A 19,953-nucleotide genomic window follows, 5' to 3' on the forward strand; every position below is an offset into this window, starting at 1 on the left:
GTCGTTTGGGATCGTCGATACCGGCGGACCGCTCAGCGGAAGCCGTGTTCGATGCCGAGGCTTAATAGGGAACCGAGCACGGTTCTGTGCACGTGATTCCGCGACAGGTCTTGTGTGCCGCGCTGCCTCTGGCCTCGGGTTGAAGCGCGACAACAGCCCATAGGCGTGCGTCGCGCCACGAACTCCCATTGAGGACAGCGCTCTCGGGAGCGCGCCGTCAGGCTTGTGTCACGGGTTCGGGCTCGTCTTCGCCGGTGGCCAGCCAGTGCGCGCAGGCTTCGCCCAGCTCGGCAATGGCCTGTTGCTCGTACTCGCGGTTATCGGCCTCGGTCAGCACGTCGTGCCATCGGCCGTTGGTGCCTTTATGGATGAAGGTCTGTGCGCCGCCGTCCCAGAAGACACCGCCCAGCGGCGCCACGCGCGGGGCGTGCGTCTTCATCCATTCGAAGCTGCAGTGTTCGAGGATGGTGGGCCACTGCGACTCTTCGACGGCGATATCCAGAAAGTGCGCGATCCGGCGAAGCTGGCCGGGCAGGTCACGTTTGAGGGCGTTGTAGTGCACAAGCAACACGTTCGGCTGGTCGCGGATGTGCCACCAGGTGCGCACGTTGTCCCAGAACGACCAGAACGGGGCGCCGTCTTCGGCGAGCCAGGTATGAAAATAGCGCCGGATGTCGGGGTCGGCCGGCGGCACGGGCGGGCCGACGCGCCCCGGTGTGTCGTTGATCGCGGCGAACCACTCCTCGTTGGCGTTGATATGGTGGTTGTGCAGGCTCCAGACCACGTCACGGCCGTCGCGGGCGCAGTACAGATATTTCGCCTTCGGGCTCACGACGAGGGCATCCACCGGCAGGTGCGTCTTGAGAAAACGGCGGTGGGTCTGGGCGTCCAGGGCGGCGAGCTTCGTCGCTTTTTCCGGAATGCGCAGGTCGAGCCAGGGCGACAGCTCGTTGACGTTGACGTCGGGGGCGCCGTCGAACACGAGCTGGCCCACGATCTGCTGCATCCAGGTGGTGCCGGACTTGCCGTAGCTGGCAATGACGATATCGCCGTCGCGAAAGACGAAATCGTTCCAGATCGTCGAGTCGATGTGGTGGTTGTGAAGTTCGCGAACCTTACGAACCGGCGTACCGGTGCGCTCTATGACGGACATCGGATCGATACCTCGCCAGACCTGCGACCACGCCCTTGTTATAGCGCCGCCCAAGACCCCGCACAAGCCGGGCCCGGCCTGCGGTATCCAAACATCTAGGGCGTGTCGAGGCAGACGCGAGCGGCAAGCTTCGAGCCGCTAAATCGGGCCTGGCGGCCGGGCGAAAGAGCCAGCGGCTTCAGGTGCTTGAAGCATTGCAGGTGCCGGTGCCGATGTTCCTGTTTGGAATAGATACGGGCTCTTAGCCACGCCGCGGCCACGCGCGTTGCTTTCGCATGCGCCGCGTGATCGGGCCATCAGAACGTGCGCAGATGTCTTTCAAGAGCGCTTGACAACTGCCGATATAGCGATGTGTCGCGATCCTCGCTAAGTCGATCTCGCCATGCTCCGCGCCTCGGCGCCGAGCCGCGTTAAGGAGGAAGATCCGTTCATTCGGCCAGGGCAATTCAATATCAATAAAGGAGCCTGCCGTGTTCAATGTTAGGAAGAGTGTCAAAGCGAAGCTGGGTTTGGGTTTTGGTCTGACGTTTGTGCTGGTCGCGGTACTGAGCGCGGTATCGATGTGGTCGATACAGAACTTGAGCTCGAGTCTCGACAACATCTACGCGAAAAATTTCCAGGGCGTGAGTGCGATTTCGGGTGCCATCGATCAGCTCAAGCAGCTCGATCAGGACCATAAGGCACAGCTTCGGTCGGTGGCGGCGAACAGCGTCGAACAGCTCGCCCATGAGATGACGGGCATTCATCGCCAGCTGGGACAAGCCTGGAACGCGTACTACCCGAAGCTCGTGAGCTCCCCGGCCGAAGCCAAGATCGCGAAGAACGCGAATACGGAATACAACACCGCCGACGCGCAGATGAAAAAATTCGTGTCGATGGCCAATAGCGACAACGCCATCGGCGCGTCGGTGCTGTATTCGAGCAAGCTCGGCAAAACGCTCGACGGTTTGCAGAAAGATCTCCATCAATTGCGGACAAGTCAGATGGGCACGGCTGCGCTGATCTACCGCAAGGCGCACGGATCCGCGATGAAGGCGTGGTATTTGAGTATTGGCGCGACCGTCTTTGTATTGGCGGCGGTGTTGCTGACGGCGGTTTTACTTGGCCGAATGATCCTGCGTCCGCTCAGTGCTGCGCGTGGATTCGTCTTTTCAATCGCCCAGGGCTATCTCGGAACGCAGACGCACAATCCTTATCGGGACGAATTCGGCGCCATGATCGATGGCATCGAAGCCATGCGCGTGCGGCTGCGCGAAGTGGTCGAAGACGTGCATACCAGTGCGGATTCGGTGACTGTGGGGGCCGGCGAGATCGCGGCCGGCAACGATGAGTTGAGTAACCGCACGCAGGAGCAGGCCGCCAGCCTGGAAGAAACAGCGGCTTCCATGGAGCAGATGACTTCCACGGTCAAACAGAACGCCGACAACGCGGCCCAGGCCGATCGACTGGCCCGGGACGTAAGCCGTCAGGCCGGGGAAGGCAGCGAAGTCGCCGCGCACGCGGTGCAATCGATGCAGAACATCGAAGCGTCCAGCCGCAAGATCAGCGACATCGTCGGTTTGATCGACGAGATCGCTTTTCAGACCAATCTGCTGGCGCTCAACGCGTCGGTCGAGGCCGCGCGGGCGGGCGAACAGGGGCGGGGGTTTTCCGTGGTGGCCGCCGAGGTCCGTACGCTGGCCAGTCGTAGTGCTCAAGCCGCAAAGGACATTAAAGCGCTGGTCGAGGACAGCACGCAGAAAGTGACGGGCGGCGCCGAACAAGTCGAGCGTTCGCGAAAAGCGCTCGACGAAATCGCGGACAGCGTTCAGAGAGTGAGCAGCATCGTGGCCGAGATTGCCGCAGCGAGCCAGGAACAATCCAGCGGCATAGAGCAAGTCAATCTGGCGATCTCACAGATGGATGGCGTGACCCAGCAGAATGCCTCGCTGGTCGAACAGTCGGCGGCCGCCAGCCGTTCGCTTGAGGAACAGGCCCAGTCGCTCAAGACCCGTGTGGCTTTCTTCAAGCTGGAGGCTGCCGATGCGCTCGACGACACGGTCGAGGGGCAAGCAGCGACCGAGCACGCCGCTCGGGCGTCGATGATGCCATCGACATCGCGTCCGGTCGGACCGACGGACGAAACGCCCGAGCCTTCGGCTGCATCCTAGATGCCGGGCTGACTTCTGGCTTGATGAGGTGGGCGGCGGCCTTGCTGAAGAGGCTGAGGCAGATCTTTCGATTTCACCCGAACCTGGCAGGCCGAGTGGAAGCATGCGATTTCGTGGGTGATGTCGGCGTCATCCGTACGACCGCATTTGTTTGGGAGGTTCGGTTGAAGGGGACTCGTTTGAAGGGGACTCGTTATGGGTCTTTTGGCGGCCACGATTTTCAGAAGACGACGCTTGGACGACGTTGCTCAAGGTGAACACGAACCGCTCGGCGCATTTCTGACACAGATATACGGAATGTTTCGGTTAACGAACGTCATACGAAGTCCTGACTCGTGACGGTCGTTTTGTGATGGCAGCCTTGTCTGCGGTTCAACAGGAGCAGACCACGCCTACGAGCTTGGGGCACGTAGAGCGTGGTCTGTTTTTGCTGTAGGTCGGCCGGGTTCAGGCTGCGGCGAGCGCGTTCACGGCCTCGCGATAGCTATGCAGCGGGCGGCCCAGCAGGGCGGTAAGCCGGGTGACATCGCCTGGTTTCGGAATCATGCCGTGACTGACGTAGCGCTCGGCCATGAGCCGCATCTCGTACGCCATCCACCTCGGCATGAAGCGGCCCATGTTCTGTTCGAACCCGCTCGGATCATCACCGCCGTAGACGATGGGGCGGCCGAGGACGTCGGACCAGATCGCGGCGATATTTTCGCCGGTGAGCGTATCCGGGCCGACGAGGTTAATCGTCTCCATGGGTAGGTTGCCCGGCGCTGTGTCGCGTCGGATCAGCTCGATGGCAGCGACTTCGGCGACGTCGCGAGCATCGACCATGCCGATACCCTGGCTGCCGATCGGGATCGGATAGACACCGTGCTGTACGACGACGTCTTTCACCATCGCGTCGTTGTCGATGAAATAGGCCGGGCGCAGGATCGTCGCGCCGAACCCCAGCTTTTCCAGCATTCGCTCGGCGCCGTATTTAACGGCGAAGTGAGGCACGTCGACCGCGTCGTCGGCCTCGAATACCGACAGGTAGACGACGCGTTCGATGCCGGCTTCGCGGGCAAGGTTGAGGGTGATGATCGCTTGCGTGAATTCGTCGCCGCTCACGGCGTTGAGCAGGAAGAGCGTACGGACGCCGGCGAAGGCCTTACGCACGCTATCGATATCAAGCAAGTCGCCCTGGGCCACGTCGACGCTCGCCGGGAAATTCGCTTTGGCGGGATCGCGGGTGAGGACGCGCACATCGGCGTTGCGGTTGATGAGTTGTTCGACAACATGACGGCCGACACGGCCGGTGGCTCCGGTTACGAGAATGGTCATTTGAGTCTCTCCTGGGTGGTGTTTATCGACGAGCTCAAATTAGGTGATTCACTTATCCGCGAATAGACGCTATATCTAGACGCACTGTTCCATGGACGGAACACTTTCGGAGCGGTTATGGATTTGCTCGCGCTGGCTGATTTCACGCTCGTCGCGCGTCACGGAGGTTTTGGACGAGCCTCGCGTGCGGCCCACCGACCCAAGGCGACGCTGTCGCGACGAGTGGCTGGCCTGGAGGCGTCGCTTAACCTCCGGTTGTTCGAGCGGGGAACCCGGGATCTCAAGCTGACCGAGGAAGGCAGGGCGCTGTACGAACGAGCCGGCCATCTGCTGACCGAGCTCGAGGAAACGACGGCCGCGATCGCCTCCGGCGGTACGCAGGTTCGCGGGCGGATGCGGCTCAGCGTGCCGTTGCTCTTCTCACAGATCGCGATGGGGCGGCTCGCGGCCGAGTTCGCGCTGCGTCATCCTGATGTCAGACTGGAAGTGACCACCGAAGATCGCATCGTCGACATGATCGAGGAAGGGTTCGACCTCGCGATACGTGTGAATCCCGATCCGGACGAGATGCTGGTCGGACGATCTTTCCTACGCGATCGGCTCGTGATTGTGGCCAGTCCGACGCAGGCGCGTGTAGACGGCGCGCCGGTGCCGGCCGTGGTGCGCAACAACGCACAGGAAAAGCGCTGGTCCATTGTCAGCGCCCAGAGCGAGGCGAGCATGGAGATTGCGCCGGTGCTGCGGTTGTCGTCGATGATCATGATCCGTGACGCCGTCCGGGCAGGCGCTGGCGCTGCGCGTCTGCCGATTTCCCTCGTGGACCAGGACATTGCCGACGGCCGTCTTGCACACTGGGCCGACGTGCCGGGGTCGGACGTTGCGTTGTGGGCGCTCTATCCGACGCGGCGTCTTCTCAACGCGCGCGTCTCGGCTTTTATGGATTTCCTGAAGGAAACCTTCCCGACGGGCACACCCGAAGAGCTTGGGGCTTTTCTGGATCGATGAAAATTCAAGAGAAATAGCGGCAGGTTGGACTGGCCCGATATCCGAGGCTGTCTGATCGGGTCCATCGGTTACGACGAACCAGTGACTGAACATCGGATTCAACGCGTCCTCGACTGCCGGCACTTCGACAGCCGACCGTCTGACGAGGTCGCAGGAGGTTATGGAACGTCTCCATGTATTCGAAGACCGCAATCAGAGTAGCCTGTCATGATACGAACGGCTGGCGATCCCTTGATTCGAACTTGAGCGTCGCGACGACGCTTTCTGCCAAGCTGCAACCCGGAACTCTAAAACGCCGGCGTCAATCCTAGATCGTTTCTGCTCCCGGCGGTCGGAAGATCGGGGTGACGATCGATGCTATACGGCGGCTTTATTGGGTCCAACCTCTTGCGGCTGCCCGCGCAAGATTGGAACGTATGACGAGCCTGTGGAATGGCGCGATGATCATCAGGTAGGCCTTGCCCAGGCGGTTATGGCAGTGAACCACGGTGGTGGCGATGAGCTCGGCCTCGGCGCGCCCGGGGACGGGCCGTATCAGAACCGAGCCTCGGAAGTCGAGATGCCGGTCGTCCTCGCCGATGATGACTTCGTTCTCCGATACGGCGAGAACTCGGAAAAAGTCGATATGGTCGGCATCGTCAGCCTCCGCGTCGCCGCGCAGACGTCGGGATGTTTTGATGTTGAGTCCGGCAACAAGAATGTCGCGAAGCGATATGAGCCCTTTAAACCAAACGGGCGGATGCCCGAGCACGCATCGCGCCAAATGGAGGATACCCTGCGCCGCGGCGTGCTCCGGGATGCGGATAGCGAAGGCGTCGGCGAGATCGGCGTCCACGAGCCAATCGGCAACGAGACTCTCTCGAGGGCATGGTACTTCCCGGGTGTGTCCGATCTTCCGCATCCCGCTCTCGATAGCTGTAAGGCGCAATCTTCGATGAATAATGACACGAACGGCTGTCTGAGCTGATTCCGAGTTTTCAGCGGCTCAACGGCGCGACGGCCTTTCGGAATCCTGCGAAGATGTCGACGCCATTGACCGATGCGGCCCGTGCGCGATGATCTCCGTCCGCCGGCGCCACTCGTGAGGCCGGGCGTGGCATGCTGGCGGCCTTAATTCGAGCCCAGCCTGGCATTCGCCTCATGACCACGGTCGCGATTTTCGTCGACACTCAGAACGTTTACTACACCGCGCGCGACGCCTACGGCAAACAATTCGACTATCGCCGGTTTTGGGCGCAGGCCACGGCGGGACGCGAGGTGCTGACCGCCCGCTGCTATGCCACCGACCGGGGTGACGCCAAACAGCGTGGCTTTCAGAACACGCTGCGCACCATCGGCTTCGAGGTGAAGCTGAAGCCGTTCATCCAGCGCGCGGACGGTTCCGCGAAGGGCGATTGGGACGTCGGCATCACGCTCGATGCCATCGAGTACGCGGCCCTGGCGGACGTGGTAGTGCTGGCCTCCGGCGACGGCGACTTCGATTTGCTGGCCCGCAAGATTCGCGAGGTGCACGGCAAACGTGTCGAGGTCTATGGCGTGCCCAAGCTGACCGCGTACGCGCTCATCAACGCCGCCAGCGAGTTCATTCCCATCGAGGGCGAGCTGCTACTGGGTTGAGGGCGCGTTGTGGATTGCCTCGCGCTGACCATGAGACCGATGACCTGAGCCCGTGTCGATTTCGGCTCGGGCCGGGCGACGACACTCGCGCGCCTTGGAACCCGGTATGAGCCTGGTCGCGTTGTTCGCGCCACGGATCGGCCCAACCGGCGTTTCGACGCGATCATCTTCCTATCGCCGGTCTATCGTCCAGGTGTTGTGACCTCCCGCAAGCTCAGGTGCTGCCGTGGCGTCGCCCGTGTGCCGAGCGGCCGGCCCCCAGTCGGGGGCAGATCATCGGGACTCGACGCTGATAATCGCGATACGCCTCGCCGTGCGCGGCCACGAGATCGGGCTCTTCCAGAAAGTGGATCGCCAGCAGCATGTACGCCGTGCTGATCACGGCGAACAGGAGATGTCCGACGGTCATGGTCGGCGTGGCCCAGAAGGCAATGATGAAGCCCAGCATCAGCGGATGGCGAACCAGGCGATAGTAGAAATGCTCCTGGAATGCGACGGGCTTATACGGTTTTCCGTGCGCGGAGAGCCATACCTGGCGCAGGCCGAAGAGATCGAAATGGTTGATCGCAAACGTGCTGGTGAGCACGATGAGCCACCCGAGCGCAGCTATCGCATACAGCAGTGCGACCACGACGGGCGATTGCAGCGACCAGATGACGCCCGGCAGGGGTTTCCATTGCCAGAACAGCAACAAAAGTACGAGGCTCGACAGCAACACGTAGGTGCTGCGCTCCAGCGGCGCGGACAGGTAGCGGCACAGCCAGTGCTTGAACCCGGATCGCGCCATGCCACTGTGTTGAATCGCGAACAGCCCGAGCAACGCGATATCCACCGCCAGCGCTGTTATGGCCGGCACGGCCGGGCCCCGGTCGATGGTTCGCGGCACGCCGAAATCGGCGAAGAAGGCTATGGCATACAAGAACGTCAGTAAAAACAGCAGATAGCAAAATCCGCCATAAGCTATGGTGATTCCGCGTTGCATGACGCACCTCCGAATCGGGTCAGGCTAAGACCCAGCATCGCGCTGCGGCGGCGTCTCGGAAATGACCTATACTCCTGAACGTATGCTCGAAACACCGGAGCGCTGACGGAGTGTTGTGGTGCTCGACATTCTTTCCGATGTGCTCGATCGCGTGCATCTCACCGGGGCGCTGATTTTTCGTATTGATCTCGCCGGGCCTTGGTGTATCGAGGCCAACCCGACGTTTGCAACGCTCGCCGGGGTGTTGCCGAGCGGCACGAATCAGATCATCGCATTTCATGCCGTGGTCGCCGGCGACTGCTGGTTTCGGGGCCGGAAAGACGCTTGGTTTGTTGCCGGGCCGGGCGAGGTGGTCGTGTTTCCGCACGGCGGCCGGCACCGGATGGGCGACAAGCCGACCCGGACCGCGGTGCGCTTTGAAAGCATTCTGGAAACACGCCGGCTGAGCGATTTGCGGCATGAGCGGTTCAGCACGGGAAACCAGCCGGAAATAACGTTGCTGTGCGGCTTTCTCGGTTGCGACCGGCGTGCCTTTGAACCGTTGTTCGCCTCGCTGCCCATGCATTTCTGCGTACGCCTGGATACGGTGCCCGGATCGTTACTGGATCACGTTGCTGACGAAATCGTGGATGACGCCCCGGGCGCCGGCAGCGTCCGTTTGCGGCTTACGGAATTGTTATTCATACAGGCGCTACGCCAGTACGTCCGAGCGCTGCCCGATGATGCCGACGGCTGGTTGGCCGGCGTGCGCGACCCGATGGTTGGACGTGCGTTGCATGCGTTGCACCGGGCGCCGGAATACGATTGGTCGGTGACGGCGCTCGCCGAGGTCGCGGCCAGTTCCCGTTCGCGCCTGGCCGCGCGCTTCCGGGCAGTTCTTGGTCAAGCACCGATGCATTATCTGGCCCGCTTGCGGATGCAGAAGGCGGCCCGGTTGTTACAGCGGCGCACTTGTAATATCAGCCGTATCGCCGAGGAGGTGGGTTACGATTCCCCGGCTGCCTTTCAGCGCGCCTTCAAGCGCTATTACGGGATTTCGCCGGGCGCGTGGCGCCTGAATGGTGAATTGTCCAGCTTGGCCAAGCCGCCGTCCGCAAAACCCGAACGCCGCAACGCCCGATAGTACGGGCGCCGCAGTCCTCGCCGTCTTATTGGAATAGGCTCTAAAGAGAGTAGGCGATCAACTGCGTTCGTGGCCTTGGCCACGAGGTGTTTGTCTCGTGATATCCCGGCGCGAGGCTCGGCCTCGCGGATGGCCCAAATCACGGCTGAGGCGCCGCGCTGATGCGGCAAGTCACGGCCCAGAACGTGGGGCGGCGCACGAAGTGCACGGGTGGGCCCGCGCCCAGCGGTTGGTGTGTTGCCGGTGGCCCGTGCGCCATTGCATAGGTGGCCGGAACGCGAGCCGATCAAGGAACCGACCAACCGGCGTCCCGCGCCCATTCGAGCGCATCGGCGCCCGCGGGGATACGCATCGGTGCCGCCGGATCGGTCGCCGCACGCCATACCGCTTCGGCAACGTCCGTGGCGTGCGTGACAGGGCCGGATTCGTCGGTGATTCGGGCGATAGTCTGCTGAACCAGGTCCGCGTAGGCGGCGTCGTCGAGTCCTTGGCGATGGGCGTTGTCCCCAAAGCGAGTTTCCGGCGAGCGACCGGGCAGCACGATGTGTACGGCGATGCCGAACGGCGCCAGTTCGATGGCCATGCAGGCTGTGAATGCGTTTACGGCAGCCTTGCTGGCCGTATACATCGAAAGGAGCGGCAGCGCCTTGAGCGTGACCGTGGATGTGACATTGATCACGGTGCCGGCGCCGCGTGATCGAAATTGTGGCAATACGGCCTGGGTCATGGCCATGGTGCCGAGGGTGTTGGTTTCGAATAGTGCGCGTGCCAGGGCCGGCTCGGTCAATTCGAACGGCGCGGCTGCGCCAACGCCGGCATTGTTGACCAGCACATCGATGGGGCCGGCGGCCTCGACGGCCGCGGCCACGCTCTGCGGGTCGGTCACGTCGAGCGCAAGCAGGCGCAACCGATCGGATGTCGGCAAAACCTCGGGGCGCGGCGTGCGCATGGTGGCGACGACCTGCCAATCGCGATCGAGGAAATAACGCGCGATTTCAAGGCCGAAGCCGGACGAGCAACCGGTGATCAGAACCGTTTTCATGACAACTCCTGCATAAAACCGATGAGTCACTCACGATAGGCTGGGCGGTCCGGACTCGATACAATCGATGATCCAGATATCTTTGGCGAGAGTCCGGAATTGATCGACCCGTTGGCTGACGTTGTTTCGCTGTTGCAGCCCAGCATGCGGTTTTCCAAGCAGGTCATCGGCGCGGGGCCCTGGCGCGTCCATCGCAGCGATCCCGGCGATCTGTTCTATTGCGTCGTGCTGGAAGGCGAGTGCTTGTCTTCGCCGGGCGGCGGGGCGCCGATTCACCTGATGGCAGGCGATTTTCTGTTGGCACCCTCGGCGCGAGATATCGTGGCCTCGAGCCGACCGGCGCCGCCACTTGAGGTACAAAACTGGCCCGTTCCCTTGGGTGAGGGGGTGTTCCGGCTCGGCGAGGCCGACGCCGTGCCGAACGTGCGCATGCTGATTGGCCATTGTCATTTCGAATCGTCCGATGCGGCGTTGCTGGTTTCGTTATTGCCACAGCGCATTCACGTGCGTGGCCAGGAGCGGCTCGCAATGCTTGTGACGCTGGTCGGTGAAGAATCGCGGGCCGATCGACCGGCGCGGGACATGGTCTTGGCCCGGTTGCTCGAGGTGCTGATGATCGAGGCGTTGCGTGCCAGTGGCACCGCGTCGGCGTCGCCGGGTCTGGTGCGAGGGCTCGCCGATCCGCGCCTGGCCAACGCGATACGGGGCATGCATGGCGCTCCGGATCGCGCCTGGACGGTGGCCGACCTGGCGAGCCAGGCGGCGCTGTCGCGGTCGGCATTCTTTGAGCGGTTTCGCCGAACCGTGGGGCTGGCCCCAATGGCGTATCTGTTGGCCTGGCGTATGGCGCTGGCCAAACGGATGCTCCGAAACGGAACCAGCCGCGTCGCCGATATTGCGGAACGCGTGGGGTACAGCTCGGCGAGCACATTCAGCGCGGCGTTTACCCGGCGTATCGGCATGACGCCAACGCAGTACGCCCAAGGCGACCGATCGGTCTTGCCCTGAGTTGAGGCGGCAGGCGCGGGCCCGATGTTTTCACGCGTCCGGCATGTAGCGGCTTCCGTGGTCTCGCGCCCGTTGCGACGCGATGCCAGCGGGCGGCCGCCTTTGGTTTCCGGTTCACAATTGCGCTTGATCAATATTCACGCGCGTCGACGCGCTAGGGTCTGTCCACCGGTGGCGTTGATGACTACGCATAACCCTGGAGACGCGTGATGAATACACTCATCGTTTACTACTCGCTCACAGGCACCACGCAAACGGTCGCGACGGCCCTGGGCCGAAAACTCGAAGCGGATGTCGAAGCGTTGCACTGCGACCGGTATACGCCCGATTGGCGCGGCATGCTCCGCGCGGGATACGACAGTTGGCGTCACCATCTGCCGGCGCTTGCGCGCGTCAGGCACGATCCGTCGAACTATGCGCTGGTGATCGTTGGCGGCCCCATCTGGACCTTTCATCCCTGCACACCGGTTCGTGCCTATCTGCAGCAGGAGCGGACCCGGCTACCCCAGGCGGCATTCTTTCTGACGCACGGCGGTTCGGCCGGCGAGCGCTGCCTGCGTGAGATGGAAACACTCTCGCGACACGCGCCCGTGGCGACGATGGTGCTGCGGGAGGCCGACGTGAAAGGGGATCGATACGGCGCGGCCGTGACTTCTTTCGCCGATTCGCTGCGGCGCGCCGAATCCAAAGTCGCCGCCTGAACGACGCGGTGGCCCGAGTGTCGGCGGGTCGTGGAGCGCGACATCCCCGTCATCGGTTCGAAAATAGAGCAGCGGTGGCGGCCAAATTGCGGCCGATATCGTATGGCGGGATTGAGCCCGTTCGATGAATGGCGTGACGGACACGCCCGGCGTGAATCCACCCGAAAGCCGGTGCGGGGCGCTGAAGCGCCCCGCATCCCGGTTCATCCGTCGGTGGAGACGGCGACGGCTTCCCAGGCTTTGATCTCGCGCGACATTTCCGCGAGACGATCACGCACCAGCTTGAGGGCATCGCTGCCGAGCAGCAGATGTGCGGGCGGCGTATCGTTTTCGATGATGTCGAGCATGACTCGGGCGGCCTTCGACGGGTCGCCCAGTTGATGGCCGCTCTTGTCTTTGCGCGCCTGGCGCACCGGATCGAACAGGGCGTCGTAATCGGCAATATGCCGTGGCGAGCGCTGCATCGATCGGCCGGCCCAATCGGTTCGGAACGAGCCCGGCGCAACAGCCGTGACATGGATATTGAACGGCGCCAGTTCCTTGCCGAGGGCGTCGGAAATGCCTTCAAGCGCGAACTTGCTGCCGCAGTAGTAGGCGATGCCCGGCATGGTGATATAACCGCCCATCGAGGTGATGTTGATGATATGACCGCGGCGACGTGCCCGGAATGCGGGTAGCACGGCCTGGATCATTTCGACCGCGCCGAAGACGTTGACCTCGAATTGCCGCCGCATCTCGTCGGTCGGCGATTCCTCAAGAATGCCTTCATGGCCGTATCCGGCATTGTTGACCAGCACATCGATCGGACCGAGTTCGCGGCTCGTCTGCGCGACGACCTCGGCGATGGCGGCGCTGTCGGTCAGGTCGAGCCGGCGGGCGTGGGCACGGCCGGACGCGTGTCGTTCGAATGCGCGGGCGTCGGTTTCGCGGCGTACGGTGCCGATCACACGATGCCCGGCGGCCAGCGCCGTGGCGGCCAACGCCTGGCCGAAGCCGCTGCTGACGCCGGTAATCAGGATGGTTTTATGGTCGCTCATGACAAACGCTCTCTGTGGATGTGGCAAGGCCCGAAGCGGGGTGGCCTTATGCTAGAAAGCGGGCGCGTGCTTTCGAACGGCCGATCGTATGGTTGGCTTGCCTATTGCTATGGCGCGACAGAGCGAGCGTGCAGGCATCGTCTACACTCGATGTCCGCCGTCGCGTTACCGAGAGTCGCCGATGCGTTCAACGACAGCCCCGCCCAGTGATCAGCAGCAGCGCATGGTCGAATTGCTTGATCGCATGTCGCCGTTGGAGGGCTATAACCTGACGGCGTTGCCCGACGTGCGGTTTTTACGTTCGAACCGCGCGTTGCGCCACGTGCCGGTGCTGTACGACCCGGGTATCGTTATCGTCTGCCAGGGCCGAAAACGCGGGTACTGGGGCGATCGAAGCTATGTCTACGATGCGCAGCATTATCTGGCGGTGTCGATTCCCGTGCCGTTCACGATGGAAACCGATGCCAGCCCGCAAGAGCCATTACTGGCGATTTATCTGCATCTCGACATACCGCTCGCGGCAGAATTGCTCATGGATATCGAGACGCAGCGCATGGATGCGCCGGCCCGCCCCTGCGGCATGATCGCGTCCCCGATGGCACCCGCGATGGCGGCGACGGTCGCACGGTTTCTTGAAATCATGGCCGTATCCGAGGACCAGCCGGTGCTGGGCCGCGCGATGGTGCGCGAGATTTATTATCGGGTACTGCAAGGCCCGCAGGGCGCCGGGCTACGGGCGGCACTCGGCGCGCACACGCCGTTCGGCCGTATCCGCCGTGCGATCCAGCGGATTCACAGCGACTATGCGCGCCCGATCACGGTCGAGCAGCTGGCGCGTGATGCCTGCATGAGCATCCCGACATTTCACGCACAGTTTAAATCCGCGACCGAAACCTCGCCCATGCAGTACGTGAAGACCGTGCGGCTGCATCAGGCCCGGCTGCTGATGTTTCGTGAAGATATGACCGCCGCCTCGGCGGCGGCCGCGGTCGGCTATGAAAGTCCGTCCCAGTTCAGTCGCGAATTCAAGCGTCTGTTCGACCGCACCCCAACTGCGGAAGTGGCCTGGATGCGTTCATCTTTCGCGTTGCCGGCGAAGCCGTCTCCTTCGATTTATGTCGCCTCGCACTGAACGAGGTAGGGCTTGAGGAGCCGTCGCCGCCGGTGTGTACGGCGCGCCCGACATGCTTCGGTAATGTGGCGTCGGGATTTTTACGCTACATGGGCAGCGCGCCCGTATGTCGGGAAAAGCTCGCCCCGTTCGGAGCGAGCCTGGTGGTTTCTTGCGATTCCGACCGGAGGCCGCGGCGTTTTAACGCATACCACCGGCGGCGTAGAGATTTTCGCCCGTCAGCCAATACGAATCGTCGGAGGCCAGAAACGCCACGATCGACGCGATATCCTGCGGCTCACCGATGCGCCCTAGCGGGGTTCGCTTGACCGTGTCGGCCGCCATATCGGAGCCGATGATGCCGGCGGTCTGCGTGCCTTCGGTTTCTACCATGCCGGGGCTGACGGCATTGACGCGGATCCGGCGCGGGCCCAGTTCCTGGGCAAGCACGCCGGTGATGGCTTCCACCGCGCCCTTAGTGCCGCTGTAGACCGCGCTGTTCGGCGGCACGATGCGGGTCGCCAGGGAACTGACGTTGACGATGCTGCCGCCGTCGCTCATGTGCTTCGCCGCGGCCTGGGTGACCCATAGAAGTCCGAGTACGTTGATATCGAACTGGCGGCGGTAGTGCGCTTCGCTGATATCGTCGAGGGCACTGAATTCGTAGACTCCGGAGTTATTGACGAGAATGTCGAGCCGGCCGAAATGCTCGATGGCGGCTTCGGTCAGTCGCCGGGCATCGTCGGCTCGCGACACGTCTCCGCCGACGGCCACGGCCTGGCCACCGGCCTGGCTGATCTCGGCAACCACGGCCTCGGCGCCGGCCTGACTGGATGCATAGTTCACGACGACCGATGCGCCGTCAGCCGCCAGTTGACGCGCGATGGCGGCGCCGATGCCTTTCGATGCGCCCGTAACGAGGGCGACTTTATCTGCAAGCTTGCTCATGTCTGGGGTCCTTATGGATCGGGGTAAATCCCGTAGTGCAGTAAATGCGAACTAATGAACCAATAAACAAGGGCTGGTAAACTGCTTATATGCGCCCGTTGACCCATCCCTCGACCGACGACGTGAGCTTGGAAGCCATCCTGCATGCGTTGTCGGATCCAGTGCGGATGGCCATCTATGCAGAACTCGAGCACGCCGACGGTCCGCAAAGCTGCACGCGTTTTGCTACAGCCCTTGAGCGAGGGATTCCCAAATCCACGCTCTCACAACATTTCCGTGTACTTCGGGAAGCCGGGCTCGTGCACAGTGAGCGCCAGGGTGTGGAAATGCGTAATACGTCGCGCCGTGCCGATATCGATCGGCGTTTTCCCGGCTTGCTCGATGCCATCATGAGCGCGTATCGCCAACAGATGGGCGAACGCTCGACGCCGGCTAGCTGATTCGGCGCGCCCGGCGACGATAGCGTTGATCGGGCGACGTACACCTGGGCCATATGACGTCGTATCCATCTGCTGTCGCGGCCGCTATCGGCGGGTCGTACGAAGCCCCTTCGAGCATCGGCGGTCTGTTCCCGCGACAGCCAATCTCTCATGCCGAGCTCGTCCCCTGTTTTACAAAATAAAGCAGGCGAAACGCCGGGAGGGTGCGATGAGGCCCTGACGCTCGATTGCGGCTCCTGGGTACCGTCGTGTTTCCCTTTCGATACACCGCTTTCTTTAGAACCCCTCGTTCGCCGCCGTGTGAGCGGCGAGGTTTAGCCCGCATAACGCCGCGGTTTTTGAGCCGGTCGCATGATGATGTGTCACCGGGCTCATGGGCAGGGCATGGAATGTTCGACAAAGGCTTTCACGCCATGTTTCAGAGCCGATACAAGACCTGGATAACACGCGGCAAGAAAAAATAAATGAAGAACAACGGCATGAAATCGATGCCCCGGATTGAATGCCGTCTCCTGTGTCATCTGCTTTACAGGCGCCTGATTTCCCTGCGCGATGCAGGGATTAAAAAATCGTTATTTTTTCGTGTGTTGCGTTTTGGTCCCAAATGGCACGCCGATTGCCATTTTATAGAGTGCGAGCGCACATAGGGTGGGCTCCGCTTCACCAAATACGATGGGGGTCTCATCGATGAACAGGACAACTTTGACAGCAGCCGTGGCGTTGGCGATGAGCTTGACCGCGCCGGCATGGGCTAACCCGACCAATACCAACAGTAAGGGCGGGAACCAGAATGCGACGGCCACCGCGACGCAGGACAGTAACGCCGGTCCGACGGCCAATGAAAATTCAACCGCAAGTTGGGTTGATAACCACAATGCGTCGTCCAACCCGGTTACGACCACGACGACGCGTACCAACAGCTACAGTAATTCGCACAACTCCGACTCGTTCAACCGGTCGGCGGATGCCACAACCAACCTCAACGGGACGGTGACCGGCAATAGCAGTAGTGCGGGCAACATTGGCGGCACCGCGGACCGAGGCGCTGCCGGCGGTGCGGGCGGTGACGGCGGCACGGCCAATACAACCACGACCAGCGGTATGGCCAATGCGGGCCAGGGCGCGATGGGTGGCGATGGCGGCATCGGCCGCGGTAACGGTTCGAGCGGTTCGAGTGCCGGCGCCAGTGGCGCTTATGGCAGTGCGGCCTCGAGCGGCGGCTCTAGCAGCGGTGGCGGCGGCTCCGCCAGCGGCTCGAATAGCGGCTCCGGCACCGGTGGCGCAGGCGGCGCGACGGGCGCGACCACAGCGTCTGCCAACGGCGGCGCGGGTGGCAGCAATGCCACCGGTTCGGCGACCGCGACCGGCAACGGTGGCGGCGGTGGCGCCGGCGGTATGGGTGGCGCTGCGACCAGCGGCTATGCGCTGGCGACTGTGACCACCGGCAATGGCGCCATGGGCGGCGCGGGCGGCAGCTCGTTCGGTGGAGCGGCGGGGACATTCAATGCCTCCAACACCATCGACGGCGGCAGCCTGGCCAATTCGGCGGGTGTCACGACCGTGAGCCAGAACACGGGCGCAGGGTCGCTGATCCAGCAGGGGGTGACGGTGCAGGCCAACCTCAACCTGCAATAGGAAACTTCGGCATCGCCGAGGGGCGCGGACGGGTTTCCGTCCGCGCCAAACTTTCCACGTCGCGGGTTTATAGAGGCGTGATAACCATGAACACAACAAAACGATGTTTGATCGCCGCGGCGGCCGCTCTCGTCGGTGTTTCGTCGATCGCCGGGGCCGCGCCGGCGCCGTCCGAGCGTTCGTCGACCATTGGCAACGGGCTGGGTGCCCCCGTGTCGGCGCAGACCCTGAGCGCCTATCGAGGGGGGCATGTCTTTCAGCTCAGTGAGGCGAATCTCTCCGCGCAGCTGTCGGACAACCAGGCCAGCAACAACATAACCGGAAGCAACGTGGTCGGTACGCAGGCGTTTTCGGGCTCCAGCGGGATTCCCACGGTGATCCAGAATTCCGGCAATAATGTGATCATTCAAAATGCGACCATTCTCAACCTGCAAATGCAGTAAAGCCGCGCTGCGGCGGCTGGCTTTGCTCGCGATGGTGCCGCTGGGGCTGGCCGCACCGGGGGCGATCGCGGGTACGGTCTGGTTGTCTGAAATCGCCACGGGCGTGGGCAATGTCCCGGTGCGCAGCATGCAGGCGTTGCGGTTCGCACGAACCGTTCATCAGCAGTTCGATTACAGCTGTGGTTCGGCCGCTGTCGCGACATTGTTGAGCTATCAGTACGGCGATCCCATCAGCGAACAAGCGGTGTTCAGCGCCATGTGGCAAAACGGCGATCAAACCAAGATCCGCCGCGAAGGATTTTCGCTGCTGGATATGAAGCGCTACCTCGACGCGCACGGTTTTCAGGCCAATGGCTACGATGCGCCGCTGAGCAAACTGGCCGAGGTCGGTGTGCCGGCGATCGTGCTGGTGTCCGAGCACGGTTATAACCACTTCGTGGTCGTCAAGGGGTTGAGCGGGGGGCGGGCCCTGGTCGGGGATCCGTCAATAGGCGCCCGGACGCTGCCGATCGAGCGTTTCCGCAAGACGATGCGCAGCCCGATTCTGTTCGTCGTCACCAATCATCGGCAGGAGGCCGTTTTCAACGGCCGCGCCGACTGGTCTAACCAACCCCTGGCCCCCTTGGGGCAAGCGCTGGATATATCGAATCTGGCGTTGACGCGAGTACTCACCCCGGGGGCCATTCAATTTTAGGAGCGTCGATCATGCGTGCTGCTTCGGGATGGTTCGTGCTGGTTATCGCGCTGCTGGCCTCGGCGACGGCGACGGCGGCCGATATGGGCGACCGCGCCGGTTTTACCGGGCTGACGCCGGTCAGTGATGCCCGGCTGGCGGCTTTGCGCGGCGGTTTTACGTTGTCCCAAGGCGGCGTCACGGTTGATGTGGCGATGGGCATTCAGCAGCTGACCTATATTAACGGTCAGCTGGTCGCGTCGTCGGTGATCGATACCCAGACGCTGCCGACGCAGCTCCTGCGCGTGATTCAAAACGGCCCCGGCAATACGTTCGATCCGAACAGCTTGCATCTGCTGCCCGGCAGCATTGGCACGGTGATTCAGAACACGCTGGATCAGCAGACCATTCGCAACCTGAACGTATTGAACGTCACGGTGACGAGCCAGGCGCTGGCACAAGCCTTGTCCATTCAGTCGGCCGTTCGCGACGCACTCACCGGCCTGGGCCGTTGAGCGCGTCGCGCCCTAGGTGTGTAAACCCACCACATTGTTCACGTTGAGCCGCAGTCGGCTGATCGGTGGTTGATGGTTCAGGCTGGCATGGGGTCGATGCCAGTTGTAGTCATGCAGCCAGTACGGCAGATAGTCAGCGCGCTCATCGGCGTTTTGATAGACATGGGCATACGCCCATTCGTGTAGCGCCGTCTGAATCCAGCGCTCGGCCTTGCCGTTGGTCCGCGGCCGGTACGGCCGCGTGCGCTTGTGTTGAAGCCCGAGTCGACGACAGGCGGTGGCAAAGCGCCGGGATTGATAGCACGCCCCATTGTCGGTGAGTACGGCCTTGAACTGGACGCCCAAGCGGCGGTAGTAACGCAGCGCGGCGATCAGCGCTCGAACCGCACTGGCGCCGGTCTCATCCGGCCAGATGGTGGCATGGGCCACCCGGCTGTGATCGTCGATGGCCATATGGAGGTAGTCCCAACCGGCTCCCCGCGACTTGCCGCGCCGGTCGCCGGTCACGCGATGACCGGGACGCGCAAAACGATTCACTTTCTTGATATCCAGGTGCAACAGGTCGCCGGGGGCGTCGTGTTCGTAGCGTCGGACGGGCGGCGAGGGTTCCAGCGCCGACAATCGATTCAGGCCGGCCCGCTGGAGCACGCGCGCGACCGTCGCGCGCGGCACGCCGGTCTGACGCGTGATCGCCGAATAAATACGCCGCTGGCGACGGAGACGGCGGATGCGCGCTTGCTGCGCGGCTGAGGTCCGATGCGGGCATCGGTGCGGCCGGCAGCTTCGATCCGACAATCCAGTCCAGCCTTCGTTGCGATAGCGCGCCAGCCACTTGTAGACCGTGCGGGGACTGACCGCCATGGCCTGGGCGACATCGACCGGTCTGAGCCCTTGTTCGATCACACGACGGACCAGCACCTGTCGACTGTGAACGGTGAGTCGCGCATTCTTGTGTGTGTTCATCCGGGTCGCTCCTTACGTCTGACGGATTTCAGCACCCATCAGCTTCAAGGCTTGCGGCTCGGATGAACAATCTACTGAGAGGTCACACCTAGG

21 protein-coding genes are annotated in these 19,953 nt (G+C 62.6%); 12 read left to right on the plus strand and 9 right to left on the minus strand.

What is annotated here, in order from left to right; all coding sequences use genetic code 11:
* Window positions 1–217 precede the first annotated feature (217 nt).
* Window positions 218–1,153 carry a sulfotransferase domain-containing protein gene (locus C41B8_RS16470; protein WP_156962572.1) on the minus strand — a complete coding sequence of 312 codons (936 nt, stop codon included), beginning with the start codon at window positions 1,151–1,153 and terminating at the stop codon, window positions 218–220.
* A gap of 470 nt (window positions 1,154–1,623) precedes the next feature.
* Between C41B8_RS16470 and C41B8_RS16475 the strand changes: the two genes are divergently transcribed.
* Window positions 1,624–3,303: a methyl-accepting chemotaxis protein gene (locus C41B8_RS16475; protein WP_084189147.1), complete on the plus strand. Its 1,680-nt coding sequence runs from the start codon at window positions 1,624–1,626 to the stop codon at window positions 3,301–3,303.
* Window positions 3,304–3,750: 447 nt separating this feature from the next.
* On the opposite strand, the gene C41B8_RS16480 is transcribed toward C41B8_RS16475, so the two are convergent.
* On the minus strand, window positions 3,751–4,617 hold the full coding sequence (locus C41B8_RS16480) for an SDR family oxidoreductase (protein WP_037340699.1): 867 nt from the start codon (window positions 4,615–4,617) through the stop codon (window positions 3,751–3,753).
* 117 nt (window positions 4,618–4,734) lie between these two features.
* Here C41B8_RS16480 and C41B8_RS16485 point away from each other — a divergent pair, with 117 nt between their 5' ends.
* Window positions 4,735–5,622 carry a LysR family transcriptional regulator gene (locus C41B8_RS16485; protein WP_037340701.1) on the plus strand — a complete coding sequence of 296 codons (888 nt, stop codon included), beginning with the start codon at window positions 4,735–4,737 and terminating at the stop codon, window positions 5,620–5,622.
* Window positions 5,623–5,992: 370 nt separating this feature from the next.
* On the opposite strand, the gene C41B8_RS16490 is transcribed toward C41B8_RS16485, so the two are convergent.
* A complete protein-coding gene (locus C41B8_RS16490) occupies window positions 5,993–6,457 on the minus strand; it encodes a DUF2867 domain-containing protein (protein WP_198025258.1) in 465 nt (154 codons plus the stop codon).
* A 305-nt stretch (window positions 6,458–6,762) separates the two neighbouring features.
* Here C41B8_RS16490 and C41B8_RS16495 point away from each other — a divergent pair, with 305 nt between their 5' ends.
* Entirely contained in the window at window positions 6,763–7,239 is a 477-nt protein-coding gene (locus C41B8_RS16495) for a LabA-like NYN domain-containing protein (protein WP_037340704.1), read from the plus strand.
* Between the two features lie 214 nt (window positions 7,240–7,453).
* On the opposite strand, the gene mddA is transcribed toward C41B8_RS16495, so the two are convergent.
* A complete protein-coding gene (mddA, locus tag C41B8_RS16500; protein ID WP_037340706.1) occupies window positions 7,454–8,221 on the minus strand; it encodes a methanethiol S-methyltransferase in 768 nt (255 codons plus the stop codon).
* Window positions 8,222–8,339: 118 nt separating this feature from the next.
* Here mddA and C41B8_RS16505 point away from each other — a divergent pair, with 118 nt between their 5' ends.
* A complete protein-coding gene (locus tag C41B8_RS16505) occupies window positions 8,340–9,344 on the plus strand; it encodes an AraC family transcriptional regulator (protein WP_198025259.1) in 1,005 nt (334 codons plus the stop codon).
* Window positions 9,345–9,630: 286 nt separating this feature from the next.
* Here the strand turns inward: C41B8_RS16505 and C41B8_RS16510 are convergent, their stop codons facing one another.
* Window positions 9,631–10,386, minus strand: a complete 756-nt coding sequence (locus C41B8_RS16510; protein WP_037340708.1) for an SDR family oxidoreductase — start codon at window positions 10,384–10,386, stop codon at window positions 9,631–9,633.
* Between the two features lie 99 nt (window positions 10,387–10,485).
* Here C41B8_RS16510 and C41B8_RS16515 point away from each other — a divergent pair, with 99 nt between their 5' ends.
* Entirely contained in the window at window positions 10,486–11,394 is a 909-nt protein-coding gene (locus C41B8_RS16515; protein ID WP_037340712.1) for an AraC family transcriptional regulator, read from the plus strand.
* Window positions 11,395–11,603: 209 nt separating this feature from the next.
* Window positions 11,604–12,095, plus strand: coding sequence for a flavodoxin family protein (locus tag C41B8_RS16520; protein ID WP_037340714.1), 492 nt, complete (start codon window positions 11,604–11,606; stop codon window positions 12,093–12,095).
* Window positions 12,096–12,298: 203 nt separating this feature from the next.
* On the opposite strand, the gene C41B8_RS16525 is transcribed toward C41B8_RS16520, so the two are convergent.
* Window positions 12,299–13,132, minus strand: a complete 834-nt coding sequence (locus C41B8_RS16525) for an oxidoreductase (protein ID WP_037340716.1) — start codon at window positions 13,130–13,132, stop codon at window positions 12,299–12,301.
* A gap of 181 nt (window positions 13,133–13,313) precedes the next feature.
* Here C41B8_RS16525 and C41B8_RS16530 point away from each other — a divergent pair, with 181 nt between their 5' ends.
* Complete coding sequence (locus tag C41B8_RS16530; RefSeq protein WP_051883689.1) at window positions 13,314–14,264, plus strand: AraC family transcriptional regulator; 951 nt, start codon at window positions 13,314–13,316, stop codon at window positions 14,262–14,264.
* 180 nt (window positions 14,265–14,444) lie between these two features.
* On the opposite strand, the gene C41B8_RS16535 is transcribed toward C41B8_RS16530, so the two are convergent.
* On the minus strand, window positions 14,445–15,191 hold the full coding sequence (locus C41B8_RS16535; RefSeq protein ID WP_037340719.1) for a glucose 1-dehydrogenase: 747 nt from the start codon (window positions 15,189–15,191) through the stop codon (window positions 14,445–14,447).
* An 89-nt stretch (window positions 15,192–15,280) separates the two neighbouring features.
* Between C41B8_RS16535 and C41B8_RS16540 the strand changes: the two genes are divergently transcribed.
* Window positions 15,281–15,631: an ArsR/SmtB family transcription factor gene (locus C41B8_RS16540; RefSeq protein WP_037340722.1), complete on the plus strand. Its 351-nt coding sequence runs from the start codon at window positions 15,281–15,283 to the stop codon at window positions 15,629–15,631.
* A 572-nt stretch (window positions 15,632–16,203) separates the two neighbouring features.
* Here the strand turns inward: C41B8_RS16540 and C41B8_RS20730 are convergent.
* Window positions 16,204–16,518, minus strand: a complete 315-nt coding sequence (locus C41B8_RS20730) for a hypothetical protein (RefSeq protein WP_198025260.1) — start codon at window positions 16,516–16,518, stop codon at window positions 16,204–16,206.
* 103 nt (window positions 16,519–16,621) lie between these two features.
* On the opposite strand from C41B8_RS20730, the gene C41B8_RS16545 reads away from it, so the two are divergent.
* The 4 genes from C41B8_RS16545 (at window position 16,622) to C41B8_RS16560 (ending at window position 18,897) form a co-directional block, all read left to right on the plus strand.
* Window positions 16,622–17,266: a hypothetical protein gene (locus C41B8_RS16545; protein WP_198025261.1), complete on the plus strand. Its 645-nt coding sequence runs from the start codon at window positions 16,622–16,624 to the stop codon at window positions 17,264–17,266.
* A gap of 107 nt (window positions 17,267–17,373) precedes the next feature.
* Window positions 17,374–17,709: a hypothetical protein gene (locus C41B8_RS16550; protein WP_051883687.1), complete on the plus strand. Its 336-nt coding sequence runs from the start codon at window positions 17,374–17,376 to the stop codon at window positions 17,707–17,709.
* Complete coding sequence (locus C41B8_RS16555; RefSeq protein ID WP_051883688.1) at window positions 17,678–18,403, plus strand: C39 family peptidase; 726 nt, start codon at window positions 17,678–17,680, stop codon at window positions 18,401–18,403. Before C41B8_RS16550 ends, C41B8_RS16555 begins: the two co-directional genes overlap by 32 nt.
* An 11-nt stretch (window positions 18,404–18,414) precedes the next feature.
* On the plus strand, window positions 18,415–18,897 hold the full coding sequence (locus tag C41B8_RS16560; protein WP_037340725.1) for a hypothetical protein: 483 nt from the start codon (window positions 18,415–18,417) through the stop codon (window positions 18,895–18,897).
* 12 nt (window positions 18,898–18,909) lie between these two features.
* On the opposite strand, the gene C41B8_RS16565 is transcribed toward C41B8_RS16560, so the two are convergent.
* On the minus strand, window positions 18,910–19,860 hold the full coding sequence (locus C41B8_RS16565; RefSeq protein WP_037340727.1) for an IS481 family transposase: 951 nt from the start codon (window positions 19,858–19,860) through the stop codon (window positions 18,910–18,912).
* Between the last annotated feature and the right edge of the window lie 93 nt (window positions 19,861–19,953).

The organism is Salinisphaera hydrothermalis C41B8 (assembly GCF_000732535.1).
Lineage (GTDB): Bacteria > Pseudomonadota > Gammaproteobacteria > Nevskiales > Salinisphaeraceae > Salinisphaera > Salinisphaera hydrothermalis.